This is a genomic window from Marinagarivorans algicola (assembly GCF_001292705.1).
GTDB classification, from domain to species: Bacteria; Pseudomonadota; Gammaproteobacteria; order Pseudomonadales; family Cellvibrionaceae; genus Marinagarivorans; species Marinagarivorans algicola.
Genome location: NZ_LGAK01000009.1, coordinates 68,340 through 93,075 on the forward strand (window position 1 = coordinate 68,340; position 24,736 = coordinate 93,075).

A 24,736-nucleotide genomic window follows, 5' to 3' on the forward strand; every position below is an offset into this window, starting at 1 on the left:
TCAATCACTTTAATGTTGACAGCTTGTTAAGATAACGGAGCATGTCCCAGTCTGTTACGCCTTGAACAACGCAGCTGAGTGAGTAGAAAATCTGTAGTATGGGATGCAGTATTACTGCCTCCGCTTAAACTTTTTTCGTAAGCGTTTGCACGTTAAACTCACGAGTTGCTAATGAAATACAGGTGGCAGGCTTATGTCGCCAAAAGTACTTAACATAAAACAATACGTCACTATTCAGAGGCACCATAATAGGGGTCAGAGGCACCGAAATTGGGGGCTAATGAATCATTGCTTGGGTCGCTCAAGCCACTCATCAGCACCCTATCAGGTAAAATTTTTCAGCTTGGCTGAATAGTTAAGACAAGCAATGCGTAGGAACAATATTAGGAACAATTATGACACACAGTATGACAGGCTTTGCGCGTACACAACGTGAATATGCGTGGGGGGTATTAAGCTGCGAAATTCGCAGTGTTAACCACCGTTATTTAGAGCCTTCTTTTCGTTTGCCCGACAGTTTGCGAGCAATAGAAGCCACTTTGCGTGACCAGCTTAAAAACCAGTTAGGTCGCGGCAAAGTTGAAATTACATTTTTTACACAACAAGCGCAAAGCGACAGCCATCGCGTTGATGAAGCCGCCTTGCAGGCTTTAGCACAGTTACTGGCAACAGCTGAGCATATACTACCAAACGTAGCGCCGGTTAACCCTCTCGAGGCGTTACGTTGGCCTGGAGTGCTCCAAGCCCAGGAGCTTGATGGCGAGCAGCTGGCCCATGCTGCGCAGCAAATGATGGGTGACACCTTGACTGTTTTGCAGGCGAGCCGTGCACGCGAAGGTGCAAGTTTGGCGCAGCATATTCAGGCACGTTTGCAATCGATGAGCACTCATGTAAAAGCATTGCGTGCTCAGATGCCAAATTTAGTCGCGGCACAACAAGCCAAGCTCAGCCAAAAAATTATGAATTTACAGGTCGAAGTCGATAATGATCGCTTAGCGCAAGAGTTAGTTATTATTGCGCAAAAAGCCGATGTTACAGAAGAGTTAGATCGGTTGGACACCCACATCGCCGAGGCGCAGCACACACTAAAACAGGCTGGCTCTATAGGGCGGCGGCTCGACTTTTTAATGCAAGAATTTAATCGCGAAGCTAACACCCTGAGTAGTAAAGCTATTACTGGCGGTGTTACGCAAGTGGCGGTTGAGTTGAAGGTGCTTATTGAGCAGATGCGTGAGCAGATCCAAAATATCGAATAGTTTTTTTCCCCATCCAAGAATGTTTTAGAAGCCCTGTTATTTGCTTGTAAATACAGGGCTTTTTTATTTTTCCCGTCCAAATCGGTTTGCAGATGTCCGTTACCAACTGCCTGTTTAGTGGTGGGCAGAATGGTGGGCAGTCCCCTCTTTTGGCTCAATAAGCATTTTGCGGTGAGCAAATTGGTGGGCAGTAAGTTACCCAATTTTCGCATTTAACTCGCCATCACAATAGGTTAGCTGCTGATTCAATAAGCAAATCGGTGGTGGGCAGCCATTATTGCCCCCTCCATTATTTCAGCAACTATGGAGTAAACATGGGAAAACTCACAGCAAAACAGGTTATTGCTTACAGCAAAGCCGACCCAAAAAAATATTCAGACGGTGAAGGCCTATACTTTTGCGTCCGCAAACAGGGCTCGCCGTATTGAATGATCCGCTACACCACAGCCAAAGGAAGACGAGAAGCCACCTTGGGGCAATTTCCTTTAATGTCGTTGGCAGACGCCAGAATTGCCGCCGCATACTTTCGAAAAGAAGTACGTGACGGTATAGATCCTCTTCTAGAAAAACAGAAAATCGAGTTACCTGACATTGAAACCGTAGATCAACTGTTCCATGACTGGTATCGAACCGATCTGAGTAGACGACTAAAGCATCCCAAGATTCCGTATCGGGTTTACACCAAAGACATAAGCCCAGTCATTGGCATTAAGTGTATTGCTGAGGTGACTGCACGTGACGTACGCGAAGTATTAGTCACTATTGAGCCATTGCTTTTCCTACCGATAGCTCGCTTACAAAATACCACACCCAGCTTTAAGCTAAATCAACCAACCCAATTACTTACTTTGATCAGCTGATGCAATCCCCCCCTGGGCGTCATTTGCTAATCCATGAGTTTCAACAGCCGCCACACACTTCCCCATGCCTTTACCCCCTTACGCCAAAACTGTGAATTCAATGTGTCAGTGCAACACACTATAATTTCTTTTATTTTGGAGTGTTGCAGCTATGGCCCAGCGTGGAAGACCGGGATTTAGTGATAATGAAAAGCATATGACGTGGAAGTTATGGCGGCAAGGCGCTTCATTTAGTGAGATAGCAAGATCACTCAATAAAGAGCCAGGTTCTGTTTATGGTGTCTTAAAACTCCATGGTGGGATAAGCCCTCGCATCAGAGCGGCATCTCAAGATCACCTTCAGTTTTCAGAGAGAGAAACTATCTCTCGCGGGCTGGCCGCAGGCCAGTCAATACGGTCAATTGCGCGAGAGCTCAATCGCTCCCCCTCGACTGTTAGCCGGGAAATCAATCGCAACGGTGGAGCTGAAGGTTACCGAGCACTTAAGGCCGAATCTCGATCTGAAACGCAGCGCAGACGCCCCAAGCAGCATAAGCTTGAGCGAAAGTCACTGAAGCAGTTAGTGACTGTAAAGTTAGAAAAAGATTGGTCTCCTCAGCAAATAGCGGGCTGGCTTCAAAGAAAGTACCCGCAGGATGAGCGTATGCGAATCTCTCACGAAACTATTTATAGGGCACTATTCATTCAATCTAAGGGCTTATTAAAGCGTGAATTGCTTGCTCAATTACGCTCAAAAAGAACGATGAGGCATGCACGCAATCATAGCAACAAGGGCCGAGAGTGGGGTGTTGTCGATGGCATATCAATTAGTCAGCGACCGGCCGACGTAGAGGACCGCGCCATTCCCGGTCACTGGGAGGGTGATCTCATATCGGGCTCGAACAACACGCATATTGCAACTCTTGTTGAGCGGAAATCACGCTATACGATAATGGTCAAGGTAGATGGGAAAGATACGCAAAGTGTCATAACAGGCATTTTAAGGGAGGTGGCTCAACTTCCGGCGCATTTATGGGAAAGTATTACTTGGGATCGAGGCGGAGAGATGGCAGATCACAAGCGGTTAACTCTTGAGAAAGATATTGATGTTTATATTTGTGATCCTCAAAGCCCATGGCAGCGTGGCACGAATGAAAATACAAACCGTTTGTTACGGCAATACCTTCCTAAGAAAACGGACCTTTCAGTGCATCGTCAAGCCGACCTCAATCGGATTGCAAAAAAATTAAATCAAAGGCCGAGAAAAACATTGGGGTATTCAACACCCGCCGATGTATTATCAAGCCTGTTGCGCTGACCCATTGAAACCACAAGTACTAGTATTAAAGAGTTAATCGGACGCAGTAGGCAGATAAATGCCTAGATCGTTCAGCTTTCTGAGGGTACAGGTAGCTAGCTGCCCCAGAATTTACATAATGCCCCAAGTCATAAATACCGAATGGGCAGGGTGAGTGTGTGCCTGAGTGGCGTGAACTAAGGCTTTGCCCAGACTGCCCCAAAAGCCCAAGGGATGAGTGCCAAAAGCTTTCTCAAAAAGGGAAAGTCTTGCTCAATTAAACGCCACAACACTTTTACGCGCATAAAAATGTAAAATATCACACTTTTCTGCGCGTAAAAGTGTAGACTGAGTTATACTACAGGCAGTTAACAGTCTTAATTGGCGGGAAATGACAATGCAGCGCAACTTACTCAACGCCCTAATAGCATGGAAAAGTCAACCTGTGCGCAAGCCATTATTGATCGATGGCGCAAGACAAACAGGTAAAACCTATCTACTGCAAGAGTTGTTTGGGAATACCTTTGCCAACATCCTTCGTATCGACTTCCTTGAAAACCCAGCTTACAAAGAAGCGTTCGATGGCTCGTTGTCACCTGACGAGCTAGTAATGAACATTGAGTTGTTAACCAACCAAGCGTTCAATCCAGACACCGACTTGCTGATATTAGATGAAATTGGCGAATGTGAACGAGCCGTAACTTCGCTGAAGTATTTTGCCGAAAAAGCACCGTCCTATTTTGTCGCAGCCAGCGGTTCGAACATTGGTTTGCTCAATACCTTCCCTGTAGGCAAGGTAGAACAATACAATTTACGACCACTGACCTTCCAAGAATTTATTTACGCATCCAACGAGCAAGCACTGATCAAAGCATTTGATAGTCAAGCAAGCACACCGGCGGTGCACACTAAATTGATGGATAAACTAACCGACTATTTTTTTACCGGTGGTATGCCGGAAGCCGTTTCTGCTTGGTATCAGTTTAAGGATTCAAGCATTCTAGAGCGTGTTGAAAAAGTCACAAAAATTCATGCCGATTTAGTTGAAGGTTATCGCCGCGATTTCGGTAAGTACGCGGGCAAGGTCGATGCCACACTGATTGAATCGGTGTTTAATAGCATTCCAGCCCAGCTATCACTTGTCAGCGATGAGTCGGTTAAACGCTTTAAATTTAAGCATGTGCATGAGCGTAAATCTCGTTATAGCGATTTTGAAACCGCGATCCATTGGCTTAACTGCTGCCGCTTAGCTTTGCCAAACTACCCTATTGAAGGATTACCGAAGTCTCCGTTGGCGGCCTATAAAAAAGACAATATGGTTAAACTATTTCTGTTTGATGTGGGCCTGCTCAATCATATGCTGGGCAGCAGTTATAAAGAGATTAAGCAACAAAACTATGAATACAAAGGCTATGTGGCTGAAAACTTTGTGCAACAAGAGCTCACAGCTATTGGCGTTGACCCAAGCTATTCATGGAATGACGCCCGCGCCGAAATCGAATTTATTTTGGCGACCGATGAAGGCGATATCATCCCTGTGGAAGTCAAAAGTGGTAAACGTACAAGAGCAAAATCGTTGGCATCCTACGTTGAAAAATGTACTCCAAATAAAACCTTTAAGTTAACGGGTACACAAGGCTCTTCAGCGTTAGAACAAACCAATATCGTGATGCCTTTGTATTTCACGCAGTATTTACCAGAGAGATGGTAAAGGCGCGTTGCCTAGGCCCGAAGGTCTACACAAAGTTACCTTAGGGATAACAATTTGTAGACCTGATGCTTACCATTCGACACTCAGTCTTATCTCTCTTGGATACCATAGTATCCATATTGAGCTTATTTCTATTAAAATGGACACCATAATGTCCATTTCAGGCTAAGTGAGCTTTCTGCTGACTCATTACTATCGTGTAGAACCAGTGAAAAAATGGCAAAGCTATGTTGACGGAAATCATGCTCGATAAAGCCCTTCAAAACTGCTATGTTTTAGCTCTAACAGCAGCATAAAAACGGCACTGTTTTTCCATTGCTAACCACTAAGATTTAGTAAAAGCCATAGGCAAGTGGTGGGCAGTTTGGTGGGCAAACAGGCATTTTTGAACGGTTTCTTTTCGTTAAATCATTGAGTTTGTTAGGATCTAGTCCGCTGCTCAATGAGCAGGTTCAAAATATCGAATAGTTTTTTTACCCATCCAAGAATGTTTTAGAAGCCCTGTTATTTGCTTGTAAATACAGGTTTTTTTTATTCTCCCCGTCCAAATCGGTTTGCAGATGTCCGTTACCAACTACGTGTTTAGTGGTGGGCAGAATGGTGGGCAGTAAGTTACCCAGTTTTCGCATTTAACTCGCCATCACAATAGGTTAGCTGCTGATTCAATAAGCAAATCGGTGGTGGGCAGCCATTATTGCCCCTCCATTATTTCAGCAACTATGGAGTAAACATGGGAAAACTCACAGTAAAACAGGTTATTGCTTACAGCAAAGCCGACCCAAAAAAATATTCAGACGGTGAAGGCCTATACTTTTGCGTCCGCAAACAGGGCTCGCCGTATTGGATGATCCGCTACACCACAGCCAAAGGAAGACGAGAAGCAACCTTGGGGCAATTTCCTTTAATGTCGTTGGCAGACGCCAAACAGGGGAATTAGCCCATTTACTGTTTGGCGTCTCGATTAAAATCCAACGCTGGTAGGCCTTGCCAGTACTGGCACAAAGTTAGGTTTGGCACTTTTTGTACCCTAAACCAACCTCGGCATCAAGGTACAAACCGTTTGTTTTTTCCAACCCAGAATGCAAACGATCGTTTGGCGTCTCGATTTTTTTGCACTAGCCAAATGTGTAGTGGTCAACCCATCTGATCACGAGTTTAGAGTTTTTTTATAAAGCTGTTTTTTAAAAGGTTGTAGTGTGGTGGCCTGATCCTACACATTGCATGAGCTAAAAAATATAACAAGCCAATCATTTTTTTGGGGCCAAAAAAAAGGCCTACATCCCTCACGGAACATAAACCTCTTTAGTTTAGCTAACGAGCTAGCTCAGCTTATTGACAAGCCTCGCAATCGGGCTCGTCTATTGAGCAGGCGAGTGGTACTGGTGCGGCTTGTGGCTCCGCTTGGGCGGTTGTGCTTTGGCTTTGATTTTCTGAGGATACCGCGTTGTGGCTGCCGCGCTCGACGGTAGATTTTTCGGTGCTTGAAGCTGCTAGAGCACGTAAATAGTAAGTGGTTTTAAGGCCGCTATACCATGCCATACGATAAGTAATATCGAGCTTTTTGCCGTTAGCGCCAGCAATATATAGGTTAAGGCTTTGTGCTTGGTCAATCCACTTTTGGCGACGTGATGCGGCCTCGACTAGCCAGCGTGGCTCTACCTCGAAGGCAGTGGCGTACATGGTTTTAAGATCCTCGGGTACGCGGTCAATTTTTTGCAGCGAACCTTCGTAATACTTAAGATCGTTAATCATGACATTGTCCCACAAGCCGCGGTCTTTAAGATCGCGCACTAAATAGGGGTTAACCACGGTAAACTCACCTGAAAGGTTTGATTTAACATACAAGTTTTGGTATGTCGGTTCGATACTTTGACTCACGCCAGTAATGTTGGCGATAGTGGCTGTGGGGGCGATGGCCATAACATTTGAGTTACGCATGCCTTGGGTTTTTACGGTTTCACGTAAAGTGGCCCAATCTAAGCGCTCGGTTTTGTCCATTTGAATGTACTTAGCACCACGGTTTTCTTCTAATAGCTTAATGGAGTCGATGGGTAAAATGCCCTTGCTCCATAGCGAGCCATCAAAGGTGCCATAGCTGCCACGCTCGGCGGCAAGCTGGCTAGAGGCGGCAATGGCGTGGTAGCTGACAAGCTCCATCGACTCATCGGCAAACTCGACGGCTTCTTTGCTGCTATAGGCAATGTTTTGCTTATATAGAGCGTCTTGAAAGCCCATAATACCCAAGCCCACAGGGCGGTGGCGCATGTTGCTGGTGCGTGCTGCTGGTACGCTGTAGTAATTAATATCAATGACATTATCGAGCATACGTACAGCCGTTTTGATGGTGGCGGCCATTTTTGCTGTGTCGAGCTTGCCATCGATAATATGCTGCGCCAAGTTAACCGAGCCTAGGTTACATACGGCAATCTCTTCGTTCGCTTTTGTATTGAGTGTAATTTCGGTACATAAGTTAGACGAATGAATAACGCCGGCATGCTGTTGCGGGCTACGCAAGTTACAAGCATCTTTAAAGGTAATCCAAGGGTGGCCTGTCTCAAATAACATACCGAGCATTTTACGCCATAAGTCGAGGGCGCGTACCTTTTTGCTGAGTTTTAGCTCGCCGTTGGCGGCCATTCTTTCGTACTCTTCGTAGCGCTCTTCAAACGCTTTACCAAAAAGGTCGTGCAGGTCGGGTGTTTCATGTGGCGAAAAGAGTGTCCAGTGCTCGTCTTCGAACATGCGCTTCATGAATAAGTCGGGCACCCAGTTGGCGGTGTTCATATCGTGGGTGCGGCGACGGTCATCACCGGTATTTTTGCGCAGCTCTAAGAACTCTTCGATATCTAGATGCCATGTTTCGAGATAGGCACACACAGCGCCTTTGCGTTTGCCGCCTTGGTTAACTGCAACGGCGGTATCGTTAGCCACTTTTAAGAAGGGGACGACGCCTTGTGAGCGACCGTTGGTGCCTTTGATGTAGGCGCCGAGTGAGCGCACAGGCGTCCAGTCATTGCCTAGGCCGCCGGCAAACTTGCTGAGCAAGGCGTTATCTTGCATGGCGCCGTAAATGCCGTGGAGGTCATCGGGAATGGTGGTTAAGTAGCACGACGATAACTGCGGGCGCAAAGTGCCGGCGTTAAAGAGTGTTGGTGTTGAGCTCATGTAATCGAATGAGCTTAATAGACGATAAAATTCGATAGCGCGCTCGTTCTTTTCTTCTTCGCGCTCAGCAAGGCCCATGGCAATACGCATAAAAAATATTTGCGGTAGCTCGATGCGTACGTCATCGCTATGAATAAAGTAGCGGTCGTATAAAGTTTGTAGGCCTAGATAGGTAAATTGTAAGTCGCGCTCGGCAATTAAGGCTTTGCCTAAAAGCTCGAGGTCAAAATCTTTGAGTTTAGGGTCGAGTAACTCGAGCGCTACACCCTGTTCGATATATGCCGGTAGCGCTTGCAAATAGTACTCGCTCATTTCGCTTTGAGTCGCTTTGTTGGCGATACCTAAAAAGCCAAGTGCTTCGCTGCGCAATTTGTCGAGTAATAAACGAGAAGTGGCGTAGGTATACTGCGGCTCACGCTCGACAAGTGTGCGTGCCGAAATAACCAGCGAGGTGTTTACGTCGTCATCGGTAACGCCGTCATAAAGATTGCGCAGCGCTTCGGTAAGAATCGCGCTCGGGTCGGTGTTTTTGAGCCCGGCGCAAGCTTCGGTGACTAAAGTGTTTAAACGTACAATATCAAGTGGCGTTAACGAGCCGTCTTCTTGTTTAACGTTAATATCGGGGTATTTGAATGCGGTGCGGCTGAGGTTTTTTTGAGCTTCACGGAGTTTAGCGCGCTCAGTGCGGTAAATCACGTAATCGCGGGCTACTTTGTGCTCGCCAGCGCGCATTAAAATTAGCTCAACTTGGTCTTGTATTTCTTCGATATGGATGGTTCCACCTGAGGGCATGCGGCGACGAAAGGTTGAGCTAATTTGGTTGGTGAGCTTTTCGACGGTCTCGTGAATACGGCTTGAGGCTGCTGCCACACCACCTTCAACAGCCAAGAAGGCCTTGGTCATGGCGATGCTGATCTGGTCATCGTTGTAAGGTACAACCGTACCGTTGCGCTTGATAACGCGTAGCTGCCCTGGTGTATGTGCGGCGGTATTACTGGGCGCGTTAGCGCCGGTGGCATTGCTGCTTGTGGCAGATACGGGTTGTGATGATGGCGCATCAGTTTGCATTCAATAGCTCTCCTAATTAAGTGCCGCTTGGGTGGCGCTTATAATTTAATATTCCAATACCAGCACGATGTAAAGGCGCTGCATATTTTTTGTATGCTTTTTGACTTATGGTCCTGCTACTTTGCGGCTCAAACATAGGCAGAGGCAAAGCGCCTACATCAGCGAAAAGCGGCAGGTTTAAGCAAAAAAGACAGCAATAAAAATCATGCAGTGCCAGTTAGTGTTTATGCGCGACAAACGTTCAGCTTTTGGTGTTAAATGACCGAGCTTGAGTGTTTGAACCACTGTGCGTGAGTTTTTAACCCCCTTAGACATGTGTGTACATTAAATGCACACTGACGATGCAAAAAGGCGTACACAGACTAAGGGTATAAACTGAGTGGGTTGTACAAAAACACCACATGTTGGGGTTGGGCTGAAAACGAGCTACAAGATAAAGTGATTTTGACAAAGTTGCAATAGTGAAAAGCAGGGGGCAAAGTGTGAGTAAATTGTGGACGCCATTGTGGATAAGTACCTGTAAACCAAGCGGTCTGCGGGGTGTAACCCGATGAGAATTTAGTGAACGCGCTAAAGATAGAATTGTTTTATTTTGATTGGTTTTATATGCCAAAAAAGCCTTAGCTTTTTACCGAAAAAGTCAAGACTTGTAATGTCGATGTTTGGATGACTTTAGTGCCTTTATTATGGAATTGGTGGTTGTAATGCGCGACTAAACTGTTGTAGAGGTGGTCACGCGGGCTGGTTGTTAGTGTGTGGTTTTTTAAAGCATGGCGATGAGATTTGTGTGTGACAGCGGCAGGAGATGTGTAATCATTGCTCGAGTTGTTGTTGTAATGAGCGGGCACTTAATGCCCTAACACCTGCGAGCATTAAGGTAATATCGTTGAGCAGGCTCCAAATATTTTGTTTACTGGCACCTTTAATAGCGCGATCGGCCAGTGCGCACTGGCGCAATAGTAGGCGTAGCTGCCCTGCTTTAAGGCGCCCAAGAGCTTGGCGCACCAATGGGAGGCGCTTATCAAAAATGCCATGCGTGCGCGCAATGCTGTTAAAGTTGCCGCCTTGTTGGTTGACAAAAAACAGCGCATTGAGCGCGCGAATTTCACGGGCTAGTGCCCATAAAATAATCGTTGCCTCGGTGCCTTCTTCGCGGAGTCCTTGCAGTGTGCGTACGGCTGCACGAGCATCGCCACTGGTGGCGCGGTCAACTAGGGTAAAAATATCATAGCGGGCGCTATCGACGACGGCATTAGCCAAGGTTTGGCCATCGATGATGCCGTCATTATTGAGTAGCTTGAGTTTTTGAATTTCTTGTACACAGGCGAGTAAGTTGCCTTCTACTTTGCTGGCTAAAATACCGATGGCATCGGCAGTAGCCTTAAGGCCCTCGCTTTTTAAGCGCAGCTCAACCCAGCGGTGAAAAGCTTTGGCCCCTACAGGCCAGATCTGTACATTGCCGGCTATTGCATCAATGGCTTTAAACCATTTGGTGTTTTGCGTGGCGCGCTCTATTTTAGGAAATACTAGTAGTAAGAGTGTGTCGGGGCTAGGGTTTTTGCTGTATTCGAGCAAGGCGTTTTTGCCAGCCTCATTGGGCTTGCTGTTATGGCTGCGCACTTCGATGATTTTGCGTTCGGCAAACAAGCTCATGCTGTTGGCGCTTTGTAGTAGTTGCTGCCAGTCGAGACTGCTGTCGGTATGGTAGAGTTCGCGCTCATTAAAGCCTTGGGCGCGCGCATGTTGGCGCAGAATATCACAGGCCTCTTGTACCAATAAGGGCTCGTCACCACTGATAATGTATACCGGTAGAAGCGTGCCGTGACAGTGGTTGGCGAGCTGATCGGCATTGATTTTAGGCATTATTGCGCTTCGCTCGTTGCCGCTGGTGTACCTAAGGTGTGCTCTTCGATCACGGGTAAGGGGTCTGCATAAGCACTTGATTCGATAGCTTGAGTAGGGCTTTGCGCTAAAATGCGATTAATAAGTTCTTGGCGCATTTCTTTGAGTAGCGTTTGCTCTTCTTCGGTTTTGGCTAGGTTGCTGCCTGGAGCAAAGTCAAAGACGCGCTGGGTAATCAAGGTGTTGGGTGTGAGTTGAGCGTTTTGGGTGTCGCTTTGCCGACTAAAACTAAAGGCGACTTTTAATTGCAGTTCATATTGAGCAGAAGCCCCAATACTGGTGACTGCGACGGTGCGCTTGCTAAGCACTTCTTTATCTAGCCATAGTTGTACTGCGGCGCTGGGATTAACGGTCACGCCGCGGCGCACGAGTGTTTGTTGCAGCTGGCGGGCAAGCGGTGCATAAGGGTCGTCAATTTTAAGTGCGAGTTGTGCAGGTAGCTTGCCTTGATTAAAACCGCGTAATTGCCAGCCGCAAGCGGCGGTGCTGAGCAATACTGTCATCACAAATAGCCGAAATAAAAAAGATAGGGCGTTGTTTTGCATAGGGCTCTCGTGGGGAGTTAGTGTGCGGAATTGGATGTGGCGTGTTAGGTTAAGGTACGTGTACTCACTCTCTTTAGTTGCTGTTATCAAGCTTTAGTTGCTGATATTAAGCGCAAGAGTGAGTGTTACGCGGTTCAGTCAATACCATACGGGCTAATGCTCGTTGATTATGGTATTGACTTGCCACAACGTGTGTTTATTTTAAGCTTGTCATCAAGCTTACGATAAGCCTAGCTGCGAGATTGTTAGCAGGCTCGCAGCCATTGTGTCGCGGTTTATTAAGTGGCTATTTTGACTAAGCATTAATATTTACTGAGCATCAATGCCTGCTTAGCCACTGTGCTTATTTGGCGACAATATTGACTAATTTGCCTGGCACCACAATCACTTTGCGCACAGTGTTTTCACCAATAAAGCGAATCGTATCTTCGTGGGCGAGGGCGGCGGCTTCGGCGTCTTCTTTGCTGACGTCGGCGGGTAGCTCAAGTTTACAGCGTACTTTACCGTTAACCTGCACAACCATTGTGATGCTGTCGCGCACTAAGGCGCTTTCATCTACTTTAGGCCAGGCGGTATCGAGAAGGTTTTTGCCGTGCCCTAAGCCTTGCCATAAAGCATGGCTTGCGTGCGGCACAATAGGTGCAAGCATTACAACGGCGGCTTCTAGCGCTTCGCGCTCTACGGCTAGGCCTAGTGGTGTGGCGCGATCGGCGTTGCGATTCACCTCGTTAAGAAGCTCCATGACGGCGGCAATAGCGGTGTTGAAGGTTTGGCGGCGACCAAAATCGTCAGTGACCTTTTTGATGGTTTCATGGGTTTTGCGACGCAAGTCGGTGTGTTGTTTGGTGAGGGTGTCGAGTGTTAGCGCCCCAGGCTCGCCGGCGGCCAAATGAGTGTGCACTGCGCGCCATAATTTTTTAAGAAAGCGGCTAGCGCCTTCTACGCCGGCATCGGTCCACTCTAGGCTTTGCTCCGGTGGGGCAGCAAACATGCTGAATAGGCGAATGGTATCGGCACCGTATTCACGGACAACGTGCTCAGGATCAACCCCATTGTTTTTGGATTTACTCATTTTAATCACGCCACCAAACTCGAGCGGTTGATTCGTTTCGACGCTAAAAGCGTTGAGCATTTTTCCTTTCTCGTCGCGCTCTACGCGCACATCGCTAGGGGCAAACCACTCGGTGCGACCGCCTTCTTTAGTAAAGAACGATTCGGCGTTAACCATGCCTTGGCACAGTAAGCGGTCAAAGGGTTCGTCACAGTCTACAAGGCCTTCATCGCGCATAAGTTTATGGAAGAAGCGCGCGTAAAGCAGGTGCATAATAGCGTGTTCAATACCGCCAATGTACTGATCAACCGGTAGCCAGTAGTTGGCTTTTTGAGGGTCTAGCATGGTGTCGGCATTAGGACTTGTATAGCGTGCGTAGTACCAGCTTGATTCCATAAAGGTGTCAAAGGTGTCGGTTTCGTGCTCACCTAATTGACCGTCTATATCGCCTTTGCACCATTCGAGGTCGGCTTTGATGGGCGACTGTACGCCATCCATAATCACATCTTCGGGTAAAAGAACTGGCAACTTGTGCGCGGGTACGGCAATTTCGCCGCCGTCGGCTAAGTTAAAGATAGGGATGGGGGTGCCCCAGTAACGCTGGCGCGATACGCCCCAGTCGCGTAAGCGGTAGTTGGTAGTGGCGCGACCTTTGCCTGCGGCCTCTAGGGTTTGCACAATGGCGGTGTAAGCGCCGTCAAAGTTAAGGCCATCAAACTCCCCTGAATTGATAAGTACGCCTTTGCGGGTAAAGGCGCCTTCATCTAAGTTGATGTCGTTATTGTCGCTGTTATTTTTGTCGCTATTGCTTGGAGCAACGACTTGATTAATGGCGATGTTGTACTTTTTGGCAAATTCGTAGTCGCGCTCGTCGTGGGCTGGTACAGCCATGACCGCACCCGAGCCATAATCCATGAGTACGTAGTTGGCTACCCATACATTGACCGGCTCGCCAGTGATGGGGTGAGCCGCTGTAATACCGGTGTTAAAGCCTAGTTTTTCCATGGTGGCCATATCGGCTTCGGCCACTGACTGGGTTTTGCACGTTTCTATAAAGGCGGCGAGCTCGGGGTTAGTTTTCGCCAGTTCAAGCGCGATGGGGTGCTGCGCGGCAAGGCTAACGTAGGTCACACCCATAATGGTATCTGGGCGAGTGGTGTACACCTCAAAGCCTGTGTGCTCAGCAACGGGGGTGCTAAGGTCAAAGCGCATATCGACGCCGCGGCTTTTGCCAATCCAGTTGCGCTGCATGGTTTTCACTTGCTCGGGCCAGTGGGGCAGCTTGTCGAGGTCGTCGAGAAGTTCTTCGGCGTAATCGGTAATGCGAATAAACCACTGTGGAATTTCTTTTTTCTCGACGGTAGTACCACAGCGCCAGCAGCAGCCCTCTTCAACTTGCTCGTTGGCCAGTACGGTTTCGTCTTCTGGGCACCAGTTTACGGTTGATACTTTTTTGTAGGCTAGGCCTTTTTCGTATAAACGTGTAAAAAACCATTGCTCCCATTTGTAGTAGTCGGGCTTGCAGGTGGTGACCTCGCGGCTCCAGTCAAAGCCAAAACCTAAGGCTGTGAGCTGGTCGCGCATGTACTCAGTATTAGAATATGTCCATTTAGCTGGGGCCGTGTTGTTTTTGATGGCGGCGTTTTCGGCTGGTAAACCAAAGGCATCCCAACCCATAGGGTGTAAGACGTTTTTGCCCAGCATACGCTGAAAGCGCGCAATAACATCGCTAATGGTGTAATTACGTACATGGCCCATATGGAGACGGCCACTGGGGTAGGGGAACATTGCCAGGCAGTAAAATTTTTCTTTGCTGGTGTCTTCGGTGACGGCAAAGCTGTTGTTTTCTTGCCAATAACGTTGAGCATCTTGCTCGATCTCGGACGGATTGTAATTCTCGTTCATCAGTTGTTTGATCTCTAACCCAGTGGCAAAGGCTTGGTGCCTTCGCAAAAGACAACGATTATAGGCTGTGCGGGCGGTAAATTAAATACGTAGGTGTCGATGGCAGGCGATTAGCTGCCTCAGTGGGCGCTTTGCTTGTGCATTTTAGAGAGGAAGGCCCTAAAAGGTGTGGCACAGCGGTTGCTTCTCGTGGTGTATCAGAAGGCTAAAGCGCCGCAAGATGGCGTAATGTTCGCTGTCTCTGCGTCAGATAAGCGCTGTTGGTTTATCGGCTGCACTAAAAAGAGACGTGCCGAGGCTGCCTATCATAAGCATTTAATGTATGCCAATGAGCATCAATACAGAGACTTTTCCATGACCGTTGTTTCAAAGTTTAATCCTGCATGCCCACTTGCCACCGATCTCAAGAGCCTGACTCATAACGCAGACCTCACGTTAACTATTTTTAGTAAGCGTTATACCGAGCAGCGTGATGCGATGGTGTTATTGCGCCAATTGCATCATCTGTCAAAAGCAGTACAGCGCCATCGCGGCATGAGTATGGCGTTATTAGCGGGCAATCGCGCCTTTGAAGAGGACTTTACTTTATTGCAGTGCGAAGTAGAGCGCCGTTTGGCAGCGCTGGAGGCATTTGCTGCAATGGCGGGTAGCTTGAGCGATCGCGATCGGCAAAACGTGCACAATGCTTGGTATACAATCAGTGCGCATTGGCAAGATGATGATGTGATTGATAATTTTGAGTTGCACTCGCATTTTATTGAGCAAATGCAAGGCATGAGTATTGCGTTGGCGCAAAAAATAGAGCGCCCAATAACCCGTGTGATGGCGCCTAATCGGGTGGCCAGTGCTAACAAGCCCATCGTTGCGATGAGGTCGGTAGAGTTGCTGCCCTTTATTGTGAGGCGCATCCCCGAGATGGTCGAGCAGTTAGCGCGCATGCGAGGATTGGCCACTTATGCGGCAGCAAAGGGGGAGTGCGAGTACCGTTTAGATCGTAAATTACGCTTTGCTGTGCAGTGTGTGCGTGCGCAGCATGAGGCGCTGCGCGTATATGCCCAGCGCATTTGTGGCGGCTTAGAGACTGAATTACCCAGCGTCAATTTGATGAAAACCTATGAGCTTAAGTTAATGTTTTTGCTCAATAAAGTAGAGGCAGATGTATTAGGTGGTAACCGTATTATGAGCGAGTCGGCGCAACTCTTTGCGTTAGCCACAGAGATTATTGATGTGTATTTAAATGTGGCACAAGAGGGCTTGAGTTTAGTGGCCAAATGGCATGATGAGGATTTAGAGGCTTGGTTAGCCTAATTTTTTGACTCGAGTGGGTGACCTGAAGTACCCTAAATTAATATGCAGTGGCATATTGTAATGACATAAATGTGTTGAATTTGGGGAATACTATGAAGCTTAAAAAAATGATGGGTGGCGTTGCTATTGCTGCTATTTTAATGAATACAGCCGGTTGCGGTACATTTTTACACCCTGAGCGCCAAGGGCAAACGGGCGGTAATATCGATATGAAAATTGTTGCATTAAATGGCATTGGATTGTTTTTTTATCTGGTACCTGGCTTAGTCGCATTTGCCATCGATTTTCATCAAGGCACCATTTATTTGCCTGGCGGTAGTTTGGGCACGCTTAATAGCGACAATGGCTTACGCGCGGTTAAGCTTGAGGGTGTTGTTAATAAAGAGACCATTGAAGCGACGATTTTTGAACAAACAGGATTAAACGTTGATTTGTCAGCGGATAACATTCAAGCAAAAAGTATTACCCCTGAACAGTTGCGTATGGTGTCGACCATTGCGCTACAGCATAATGCGCAATCAATAGTCACAATGTAAGTTTTCATTGATTAAAGCAGTAAAGAAGCGGTGGCTATGACTATTCATAATCCGTACTGTTGAAAAGTCACCGCTATTTAACTGTCTTATTAACCGCCTTATTGCTTAAGCGATGCCGACATTGAGTGCGAGTGATTCATCGATAGAGTCGCTTAAGCTAACTGCCACGGAGTGCTTTGCGATTTTATGCTTCTCGACGGTGTTATCCAGAAGCCTCTTCTGCATATTATGATGTAGCTAAAAAGCCTTACTCAGCTCTTTTGATTTAGCGTTCAATCTTTATTTGGCAAAACTGAACAATGATACGAGAAGACCCTCGCTGATTGACTTTTGGGTATTTAAGCGAGCTTGAGAGTGAAAATGAAAAGGGGGGCAGGTAAACAATCACTGCTAAAACAAGCACTGCTAAAACAATCACTCAAAAAGACTGAGGGTCTTATGAGTGATTGTATGAGGCTAATTATTGGGCGGCAATGTGCGTAATTAAATCAACCACTTTATTTGAGTAGCCAATTTCGTTGTCGTACCAACTAACCACTTTAACAAAGTTATCGTTAAGTGAAATGCCGGCGGTGGCATCAAAGATTGAGGTGCATGTTTCGCCGATAAAATCGTTAGAAACAACAGCATCTTCGGTGTAGCCTAAAATACCTTTTAGGTCGCCTTCAGAGGCTTCTTTCATAGCAGTGCAAATGGCTTCGTACGAGGCGCCTTTGTCTAAACGACAAGTTAAATCAACAACTGATACATCTGGGGTGGGTACACGAAAAGCCATGCCGGTTAGTTTACCGTTAAGCTCCGGGATGACTTTACCGACAGCTTTGGCAGCGCCAGTTGATGAAGGAATAATATTTTGACCAGCACCGCGGCCGCCGCGCCAGTCTTTGGCTGATGGCCCGTCAACGGTTTTTTGTGTAGCCGTTGTTGCGTGTACTGTTGTCATTAGGCCTTCGGTAATGCCAAATTTATCGTTTAACACTTTAGCAATAGGCGCTAAGCAGTTAGTGGTGCATGACGCGTTAGAGACAATATCTTGGCCGGCATAAGATGTATGGTTAACGCCCATAACAAACATGGGTGTCGTATCTTTAGAAGGTGCGGATAAAACGACTTTTTTTGCGCCGGCTGCAAGATGTTTGCGAGCGGTTTCGTCGGTTAAAAAGAAGCCTGTCGACTCGACAATATAATCTGCACCAATATCACCCCATTTAAGGTCTGCAGGATCGCGCTCTGCGGTAATACGAATAGTGTTGCCGTTAACGACCAGGCTGCCATCAACGACTTCTACATCCCCCTTAAAACGACCGTGGGTTGAGTCGTATTTCAACATATAAGCAAGGTATTCAACATCAATAAGATCGTTAATGCCAACAACTTGAACGTCAGAACGCTCGCAAGCGGCGCGAAATACAAAGCGACCAATGCGACCAAAACCGTTAATACCAATACGAATCATAGGGAGTCCTAATTAGTGAATGTGAATAATCTGAGTCTGCGGTGAACGGCAGGTGTATATGTTAACGCAAAGGCAAAATAACAGACAAAAATTGCTGAGTTATTGCCGTAAATAGCGTTAAATTCTATGGGAGTACGCAAGTTATTAGCCTTGGAACCCTTTGAAGTGTGGCGATTATCCGTAATCACAGTTGAAAAAGCAACCAATCAACCTCTACAATACAGCCGGCTTTACCAGTGCTCCCTCTGGTCTAAAAGTCCTTGAAACCTAGGCCACTCATAGCTTTGCGGGTGTTTTGGTTAATAGATTTCGGGCTTCGCAAATCAGTGTGTAAGTGTATTTGCGCGCAAATACACTGTGTTTGCCACAAGTTTTGCTACCTGAAGAAGGTGGTAAGTAAAATATTTTAGGGTCAAACTCCTCTTCAAATTACTGTAATTAAGGCAGGTATGTACCGGTATGAATACTGACATCTTACTCGTGGGTGGTGATGGCGATTTGGCGCTTCGCAAACTTTACCCTTCGTTATACTATTTGGCGCTCAATGGTTGCATGCCAGCTAATACCAAAATTTTTGGTATGGCCCGCTCGGCACGCGAACGTGATGCATTTGTTGCTTTAGTTAAAAAATGGCTCATTGAAAATACTGGCGCATTATATGATGAAGCGATTTGGAATGAATTTGCTCCGTGTTTACATTTCGTGCAGGGTGACTCAACTGATCCTGACAGTCTTAAACGCATTAAAGACACGTACTTTACACAAGATGCTAGTCTAATTGTCTATTTGGCGGTACCACCGAGTATTTTTGGCAAAATATGTACAGCGCTTGAAACCGCAGGCATGACGGGAGAAAAAACACGAGTTGTCGTTGAAAAACCACTTGGTAACAGTAAAGAAGCTTTTTTAGCGATTGATGCTGAATTTAGCCGCGTATTTAAAGAAAACCAAATCTTCCGTATTGATCATTATCTAGGTAAAGAGTCGGTTCAAAACCTATTGGCCTTGCGTTTTGCTAATGATATTTTTGAGCCATTATGGAACCACCGTCATATTGACCACATTCAAATTACTGTTAGTGAGATGGTGGGGTGTGGTAATCGCTGGGACTTTTATCAAGAAACCGGTGCCATTCGCGATATGGTGCAAAATCATTTGTTGCAAGTGCTGTGTTTGGTGTGCATGGAGCCACCGGCGAGCCTTGATGCCGATTACGTGCGTGCTGAAAAGCTTAAGATCCTTAAGTGTCTCAAGCCTATTAATACTACAAATGTTAAAGAGGCAACCGTGCGCGGCCAATATCAAGCGGGTACAATCGGTGGCGAGCAAGTGCCTGGTTATCTGCAAGAAGAAGAAAGCCAAGGCCGCCCCAGTGATGTTGAAACTTATGTGGCTATTAAAGCGGAAATAGAAAATTTTCGCTGGTCGGGCACGCCTATTTATTTGCGCACCGGCAAGCGCTTGGACAAGCGTCATGGCGAAATTGTTATCACGTTTAAACAAAACAATACCCGATTATTTCGCGATCAGTTAACCGATAACTCGGCTAACCAGTTAGTTATTCATTTGCAGCCAGACGAGGGCATTCGCATTAGAATGATGAACAAAAAAGCGGGCCTTGATGCACGTGTTCCGTTAATTGACCGCACTATGGATTTATCTTTTTGTGAAACAGCAAAAGAGAAAAGACATGATGCTTATTCGCGGTTGTTATTTGATGTGATTCGCAATGACCAAACTTTATTTGTTAGCCAACCAGAGGTGGAAGCGGCATGGGATTGGATTGACACAATACGTGCAGCTTGGGCGAGTGAAGATCATCGTACGGTTGGTTATGCGGCAGGGTCTGCAGGCCCACAAGCCTCCGATGATTTTATGGCGCAAGATAACCGTCATTGGCACAATGGTGCAACCGATTAGCAATGACATGTATCAGCGGATATAACTGTTATGGCGGTATTAAAAAGATCATTACTGGCCGAATAGAGGCCTGTGATTTTAACGCCAATGTACATTGTAGTGTAGGCGAATGCTGTAGCGTTTAATCCGTTTGTCACTTTTGTGCGGCACAGTAATCGACGTGCTACTACGCGGCACAAAAACGGCTTATTATTTTTTGTGCCTATTTAGGTATTAGGTTTTACATTCTCATAGAGGTGACAGCTAAAAAGCTGTCATAGAGGCTCAATTGAATAGAGGCTTTTGACTCGACTTGTGTGCTGATGTCATATTAGCTGATGTCATGTTACGAGCGCGTATTTGACGTGCTCAGTCTTTAAAGGTGCCTGAGTTTGGGCTTTACGAACAATAATATTATCTTTATGTTAAAGAGTGCATCGTTATTTAGCTAGTGGCCTCATCGGGCGCTAATAGGTGTTTTTTGGGGTGATGCTCGTAATCGATAGTTAACTCGGTAGTTAATAGTCATTGTAAGTGGTTTTTAACAAAAAATTTTAGTGTGAAGCTATGGTCTAGAATTTTTTATTAAACATCATTTTAAATTTATCAGTACCTAAGCAGCATTGTTGTTGCCGGTAACGGGAGTAGTAATTGTGAATCATGTCATTGCAGCGGTCACCGCACGTATTATTGAGCGTAGCGCTAAAACACGGCAATCTTATTTGGCCGCGATGAAGCGCACTATGAAAGATAATCCACCTAAAAAGCGTTTATCTTGCGGAAATTTAGCGCATGCCTACGCGGCATGTAGCGGTGAAGATAAAAATACGATTAAGCTTATGCAAAGCGCTAATTTGAGCATAACAACTGCGTTTAACGATATGCTGTCTGCACATCAGCCTTATGAAACATATCCCGACTTCATCAAAGAAGTTGCTCGTAGCATGGGCAGTACCGCGCAAGTCGCCGGTGGTGTGCCTGCAATGTGCGACGGTGTAACGCAAGGCTTACCTGGTATGGAGTTGAGCTTGTTCAGTCGCGAAGTGGTTGCCATGTCGGCGGCCGTTGGTCTGAGTCATAATATGTTTGATGGGAATTTATTTTTAGGTATTTGTGACAAAATTGTACCGGGCATGGTGATAGCCGCGGCCAGTTTTGGTCATATACCGGCTGTATTTGTACCCGCAGGGCCTATGCCATCAGGTATTGCCAACAAAGAAAAAGCCAAAGTGCGCCAGCAATTTGCCGCAGGTGAAGTGGGCGAAGAGCGCTTATTAGAGGTCGAGAGTAAGTCCTATCACAGTCCTGGCACGTGTACGTTTTATGGGACGGCTAACAGTAACCAAATGTTGGTTGAAATGCTGGGTATCCAATTGCCTGGCTCTTCTTTTATTGCCTTGGATGACCCATTGCGCCCAGCGTTAACTAAGGCAGCGGTTGAGCGTTGTATTTTAAACTCGCAGGCGGCAGGCACTTATATTCCTACGTACGAAGTCCTCACTGAAAAGTCGTTTGTGAATGCCGTAGTTGGCCTGCTAGCAACCGGTGGCTCGACCAACCATACGATGCATTTAGTGGCTATGGCGCGGGCAGCGGGTATTATTTTAACCTGGGAAGACATGGACGAGCTGTCGCGGGCAGTACCATTATTAGCGCGTATCTACCCGAATGGTGAAGCCGACGTTAATCACTTTCACCAAGCCGGTGGCATGGCCTACTTGGTGAAGGAGCTGCGTGCAGCGGGTTTGCTCAATGAAGATGTTAAAACCGTGATGGGCGAAGGCTTAGACAGTTATCAAAAATACCCAACCCTAGATGAAAAAGGTAACGCTGTTTGGATTCACGATGCCGGCGAGAGTTTGGATGATACTATTTTGCGGCCAGCAACTAACCCATTTAATAGTGAAGGTGGCTTGCGCCTGCTACAAGGCAATTTGGGGCAGGGGGTTATTAAAATATCGGCTGTTGATCCTAAATATCGTGCGCTAGAAGCGCCATGCATTGTTTTTGATGATCAAAACGATTTGATTGCTGCGTTTAAACGCGGTGAATTAAACCGTGACTTTATTGCTATCGTTCGCTTTCAGGGGCCGCGTGCTAACGGTATGCCAGAGCTGCATAAGATGACGCCACCATTGGGTTTGTTGCAAGACCGTGGTTTTAAAGTCGCACTAGTTACAGACGGGCGTATGTCTGGCGCATCGGGCAAAGTACCTTCGGCCATTCATATGTCGCCAGAGGCATTGTTTGGTGGTGTGATGGCAAAAGTGCAAACCGGCGATAGAGTACGTTTTGATGCAGATAACGGCATTGTTGAATTACTCGTGAGCGAAGAAGTATTAGCCGAGCGTGAGGTGGCCGCACAGCCTCAGCAAACACATGATTTGGGTCGCAATTTATTCGGTGGCTTTAGGTCGCTTGCCGATCGTTCGCAAAGTGGTGCCAGTGTGTTTAATGACGCTATCGACTTTGAATAACTAACGTCGAGTAAACCGGTTTTAACAAGGTTTTTACGGACCTTGTTAATCGTAAAACTTATTTAAAAAACACATAAAGAGGCTTGTTATGACAATTACAAAAGAATTTTTAGCACCGTTAGGCGTAATGCCCGTTATTGTGTTAGATGCTGTCGAAGATGCCGTACCTGTCGCGCAAGCGTTGCAAAAAGGCGGTATTACCTCGGTCGAAATCACTTTGCGTACACCAGTTGCAATTGATTGCATTAAAGCGGTTAAAGCGGCATGCCCAGATTTAATTGTAGGTTGTGGAACGGTTATTGGTGAAAAATATCTAGAGCGCGTTGCTGAAGCGGGTGTTGATTTTGCGGTATCACCGGGCATGACCGAAGCGTTGGTTAAAAAAGCACAGGCATTAAATGTTAAATTGTTGCCTGGCGTATCAACCTGCTCTGAAGTATTGCAAGGCATGGAGCTTGGCTTAACGTGCTTTAAATTATTCCCCGCAACGGCGGTGGGCGGTATACCTTTACTTAAGTCTATTAATGGTCCATTACCACAAGTGACTTTTTGTCCAACCGGCGGCTTAACGATGGATGGCTTTACCGACTTTTTGGCGCTACCTAACGTGGCGTGTGTAGGTGGCTCTTGGTTAGTGCCTAAAGCGGCAGTACAAGCCAAAGATTGGCAAAAAATCACCGATATTGCCGCTCAAACGGTTGCCAAAATCAAAGCAATGTCATGAGCGCTAACCATTAGTGCATTTGATCAGAAGGCCTCTTATTGAGGCCTTTTTTGTGTGTCATTGTTTTTAGCTAAAGGTTTTGTTCGGTAAGCAAACGCGCTGCGAGTGCTTTCTGGTAGAATTGCGCCTAATTTTTTAGCCTACTGGCCTATTGCGATAGCGAGGGTTGTTTATGTGTAGGTTTGGCAGTTTTAATAAGTGGTAACTCTATGACAAGTAAAAACGGTAAAGTGGGCTTTGTTTCGTTGGGCTGCCCTAAGGCGTTGGTTGACTCTGAACGCATTTTAACCCAGCTCAGTGTTGATGGGTATGACTTGGTCGATAGCTATCAAAACGCAGATGTAGTGGTAATTAATACCTGTGGCTTTATTGATAGCGCCAAGCAAGAATCTATGGACGCTATTAAAGAGGCCATGGCCGAAAACGGCAAAGTGATTGTGACAGGTTGCATGGGTAAGGGTGTAGATGCCGATGCGATTAAGCAGGCAAACCCCGATGTGCTTAGCGTGAGTGGTCCTGCCGATTATGATTCGGTAATGAATGCAGTGCACCAATTTATACCGCCTACTCCTGAGCAGCACAACCCTTTGGTTGATTTGGTGCCACCACAAGGTGTTAAGTTAACGCCTAAGCATTACGCTTATCTTAAAATATCAGAAGGCTGTAATCACCGTTGTAGTTTTTGCATAATCCCCGCGATGCGTGGCGATTTAGTGAGTCGTCCGTTAACTGATGTGGTGAGTGAGGCTAAAAAACTGGTTGCAAGCGGCGTGCAAGAGCTATTAGTTATTTCGCAAGATACCAGTGCTTACGGCATTGATGTGAAATTTAAGCTTGATTTAGTCGAGGGCTTAGAAACCCGTATGCAAGACTTAGCCATAGCTTTAGGCGAGCTAGGTGTTTGGGTGCGTATGCACTATGTGTATCCTTATCCGCATGTTGATAAAGTGATTCCGTTAATGGCTGAAGGCAAAATTTTGCCGTATTTGGATATTCCTTTTCAGCATGCCAGCCCGCGTATTTTAAAACTCATGAAGCGCCCTGCCCATAGCGAAAAAGTATTGCATCGCATTAAGCAGTGGCGAGAAATATGCCCTGAACTTGTTATTCGCTCGACATTTATTGTGGGCTTCCCCGGTGAAACTGAAGCGGAATTTCAAGAGCTATTAGACTTTTTAGAAGAGGCGCAATTAGATCGCGTAGGCTGCTTTAAGTATTCCCCGGTTGACGGTGCGAAGGCTAATGATTTACCCGACCATATCCCTGAAGATATCCAGCAAGAGCGCTGGGAGCGCTTTATGGCCAAGCAACAAGAAATATCAACCAGTCGTTTAGCCAAAAAAGTGGGTACTATTCAAGAAATGCTCGTCGATGGTATTGAAGATGGTGTAGCGTTTGGTCGCACCCAAGCCGATGCCCCCGAAATTGACGGTCAAATATCATTAGATGGCGACTACGGCTTACAGCCGGGCCATCGCTTAAATGTACGTATTACAGGCTCCGATGAATATGACCTTTGGGGTGTGCCGGCGGATATGGACGAAGAGTCGTTAACAGTGCCATGAGTTATGGTAGTTGAGGCACGCTGTGAACACTC

Annotated in this window: 16 protein-coding genes; 11 read left to right on the forward strand and 5 right to left on the reverse strand. The window is 46.6% G+C overall.

The features are described from left to right. Positions 1 to 395: 395 nt before the first annotated feature. The 5 genes from AC438_RS03600 (at position 396) to AC438_RS03620 (ending at position 6,040) form a co-directional block, all read left to right on the forward strand. Positions 396 to 1,256: a YicC/YloC family endoribonuclease gene (locus AC438_RS03600; RefSeq protein WP_053979910.1), complete on the forward strand. Its 861-nt coding sequence runs from the start codon at positions 396 to 398 to the stop codon at positions 1,254 to 1,256. Between the two features lie 428 nt (positions 1,257 to 1,684). After that, positions 1,685 to 2,116 (forward strand): integrase arm-type DNA-binding domain-containing protein, encoded by a 432-nt coding sequence (locus tag AC438_RS03605; protein ID WP_238376307.1) that lies wholly within the window; start codon positions 1,685 to 1,687, stop codon positions 2,114 to 2,116. 151 nt (positions 2,117 to 2,267) lie between these two features. Continuing rightward, the gene (locus AC438_RS03610; protein WP_053979911.1) at positions 2,268 to 3,413 is read left to right on the forward strand and encodes an IS30 family transposase; all 1,146 of its coding nucleotides are present in this window, start codon (positions 2,268 to 2,270) and stop codon (positions 3,411 to 3,413) included. A 370-nt stretch (positions 3,414 to 3,783) separates the two neighbouring features. Beyond that, positions 3,784 to 5,103 carry an ATP-binding protein gene (locus tag AC438_RS03615; RefSeq protein WP_011149242.1) on the forward strand — a complete coding sequence of 440 codons (1,320 nt, stop codon included), beginning with the start codon at positions 3,784 to 3,786 and terminating at the stop codon, positions 5,101 to 5,103. Positions 5,104 to 5,833: 730 nt separating this feature from the next. Beyond that, on the forward strand, positions 5,834 to 6,040 hold the full coding sequence (locus tag AC438_RS03620; protein ID WP_053979912.1) for an Arm DNA-binding domain-containing protein: 207 nt from the start codon (positions 5,834 to 5,836) through the stop codon (positions 6,038 to 6,040). A gap of 392 nt (positions 6,041 to 6,432) precedes the next feature. On the opposite strand, the gene AC438_RS03625 is transcribed toward AC438_RS03620, so the two are convergent. The 4 genes from AC438_RS03625 to leuS form a co-directional block, all read right to left on the reverse strand. Further along, the gene (locus AC438_RS03625; protein ID WP_053979913.1) at positions 6,433 to 9,336 is read right to left on the reverse strand and encodes a ribonucleoside-diphosphate reductase subunit alpha; all 2,904 of its coding nucleotides are present in this window, start codon (positions 9,334 to 9,336) and stop codon (positions 6,433 to 6,435) included. A gap of 813 nt (positions 9,337 to 10,149) precedes the next feature. Then, positions 10,150 to 11,199, reverse strand: a complete 1,050-nt coding sequence (gene holA / locus AC438_RS03630) for a DNA polymerase III subunit delta (protein ID WP_053979914.1) — start codon at positions 11,197 to 11,199, stop codon at positions 10,150 to 10,152. After that, entirely contained in the window at positions 11,199 to 11,783 is a 585-nt protein-coding gene (locus AC438_RS03635) for an LPS-assembly lipoprotein LptE (protein ID WP_053979915.1), read from the reverse strand. Before AC438_RS03635 ends, holA begins: the two co-directional genes overlap by 1 nt. Before the next feature lie 343 nt (positions 11,784 to 12,126). Beyond that, the gene (gene leuS, locus AC438_RS03640) at positions 12,127 to 14,739 is read right to left on the reverse strand and encodes a leucine--tRNA ligase (RefSeq protein ID WP_082353955.1); all 2,613 of its coding nucleotides are present in this window, start codon (positions 14,737 to 14,739) and stop codon (positions 12,127 to 12,129) included. 354 nt (positions 14,740 to 15,093) lie between these two features. Here leuS and AC438_RS03645 point away from each other — a divergent pair, with 354 nt between their 5' ends. Both AC438_RS03645 and AC438_RS03650 read left to right on the forward strand, forming a co-directional pair. After that, positions 15,094 to 16,047 (forward strand): hypothetical protein, encoded by a 954-nt coding sequence (locus AC438_RS03645; protein ID WP_082353960.1) that lies wholly within the window; start codon positions 15,094 to 15,096, stop codon positions 16,045 to 16,047. A 92-nt stretch (positions 16,048 to 16,139) separates the two neighbouring features. Next, entirely contained in the window at positions 16,140 to 16,583 is a 444-nt protein-coding gene (locus tag AC438_RS03650) for a hypothetical protein (RefSeq protein ID WP_053979916.1), read from the forward strand. A gap of 460 nt (positions 16,584 to 17,043) precedes the next feature. Here the strand turns inward: AC438_RS03650 and gap are convergent, their stop codons facing one another. After that, a complete protein-coding gene (gene gap / locus AC438_RS03655; RefSeq protein ID WP_053979917.1) occupies positions 17,044 to 18,039 on the reverse strand; it encodes a type I glyceraldehyde-3-phosphate dehydrogenase in 996 nt (331 codons plus the stop codon). 459 nt (positions 18,040 to 18,498) lie between these two features. Between gap and zwf the strand changes: the two genes are divergently transcribed. From zwf to rimO, 4 genes are all read left to right on the forward strand, one after another. Beyond that, positions 18,499 to 19,959, forward strand: coding sequence for a glucose-6-phosphate dehydrogenase (gene zwf / locus AC438_RS03660; RefSeq protein WP_053979918.1), 1,461 nt, complete (start codon positions 18,499 to 18,501; stop codon positions 19,957 to 19,959). 632 nt (positions 19,960 to 20,591) lie between these two features. Further along, entirely contained in the window at positions 20,592 to 22,415 is a 1,824-nt protein-coding gene (gene edd, locus AC438_RS03665) for a phosphogluconate dehydratase (protein WP_053979919.1), read from the forward strand. An 88-nt stretch (positions 22,416 to 22,503) separates the two neighbouring features. Next, positions 22,504 to 23,139, forward strand: a complete 636-nt coding sequence (eda, locus tag AC438_RS03670; RefSeq protein ID WP_053979920.1) for a bifunctional 4-hydroxy-2-oxoglutarate aldolase/2-dehydro-3-deoxy-phosphogluconate aldolase — start codon at positions 22,504 to 22,506, stop codon at positions 23,137 to 23,139. 209 nt (positions 23,140 to 23,348) lie between these two features. Further along, positions 23,349 to 24,704 (forward strand): 30S ribosomal protein S12 methylthiotransferase RimO, encoded by a 1,356-nt coding sequence (gene rimO, locus AC438_RS03675; RefSeq protein WP_053979921.1) that lies wholly within the window; start codon positions 23,349 to 23,351, stop codon positions 24,702 to 24,704. The last annotated feature ends 32 nt before the right edge of the window (positions 24,705 to 24,736 follow it).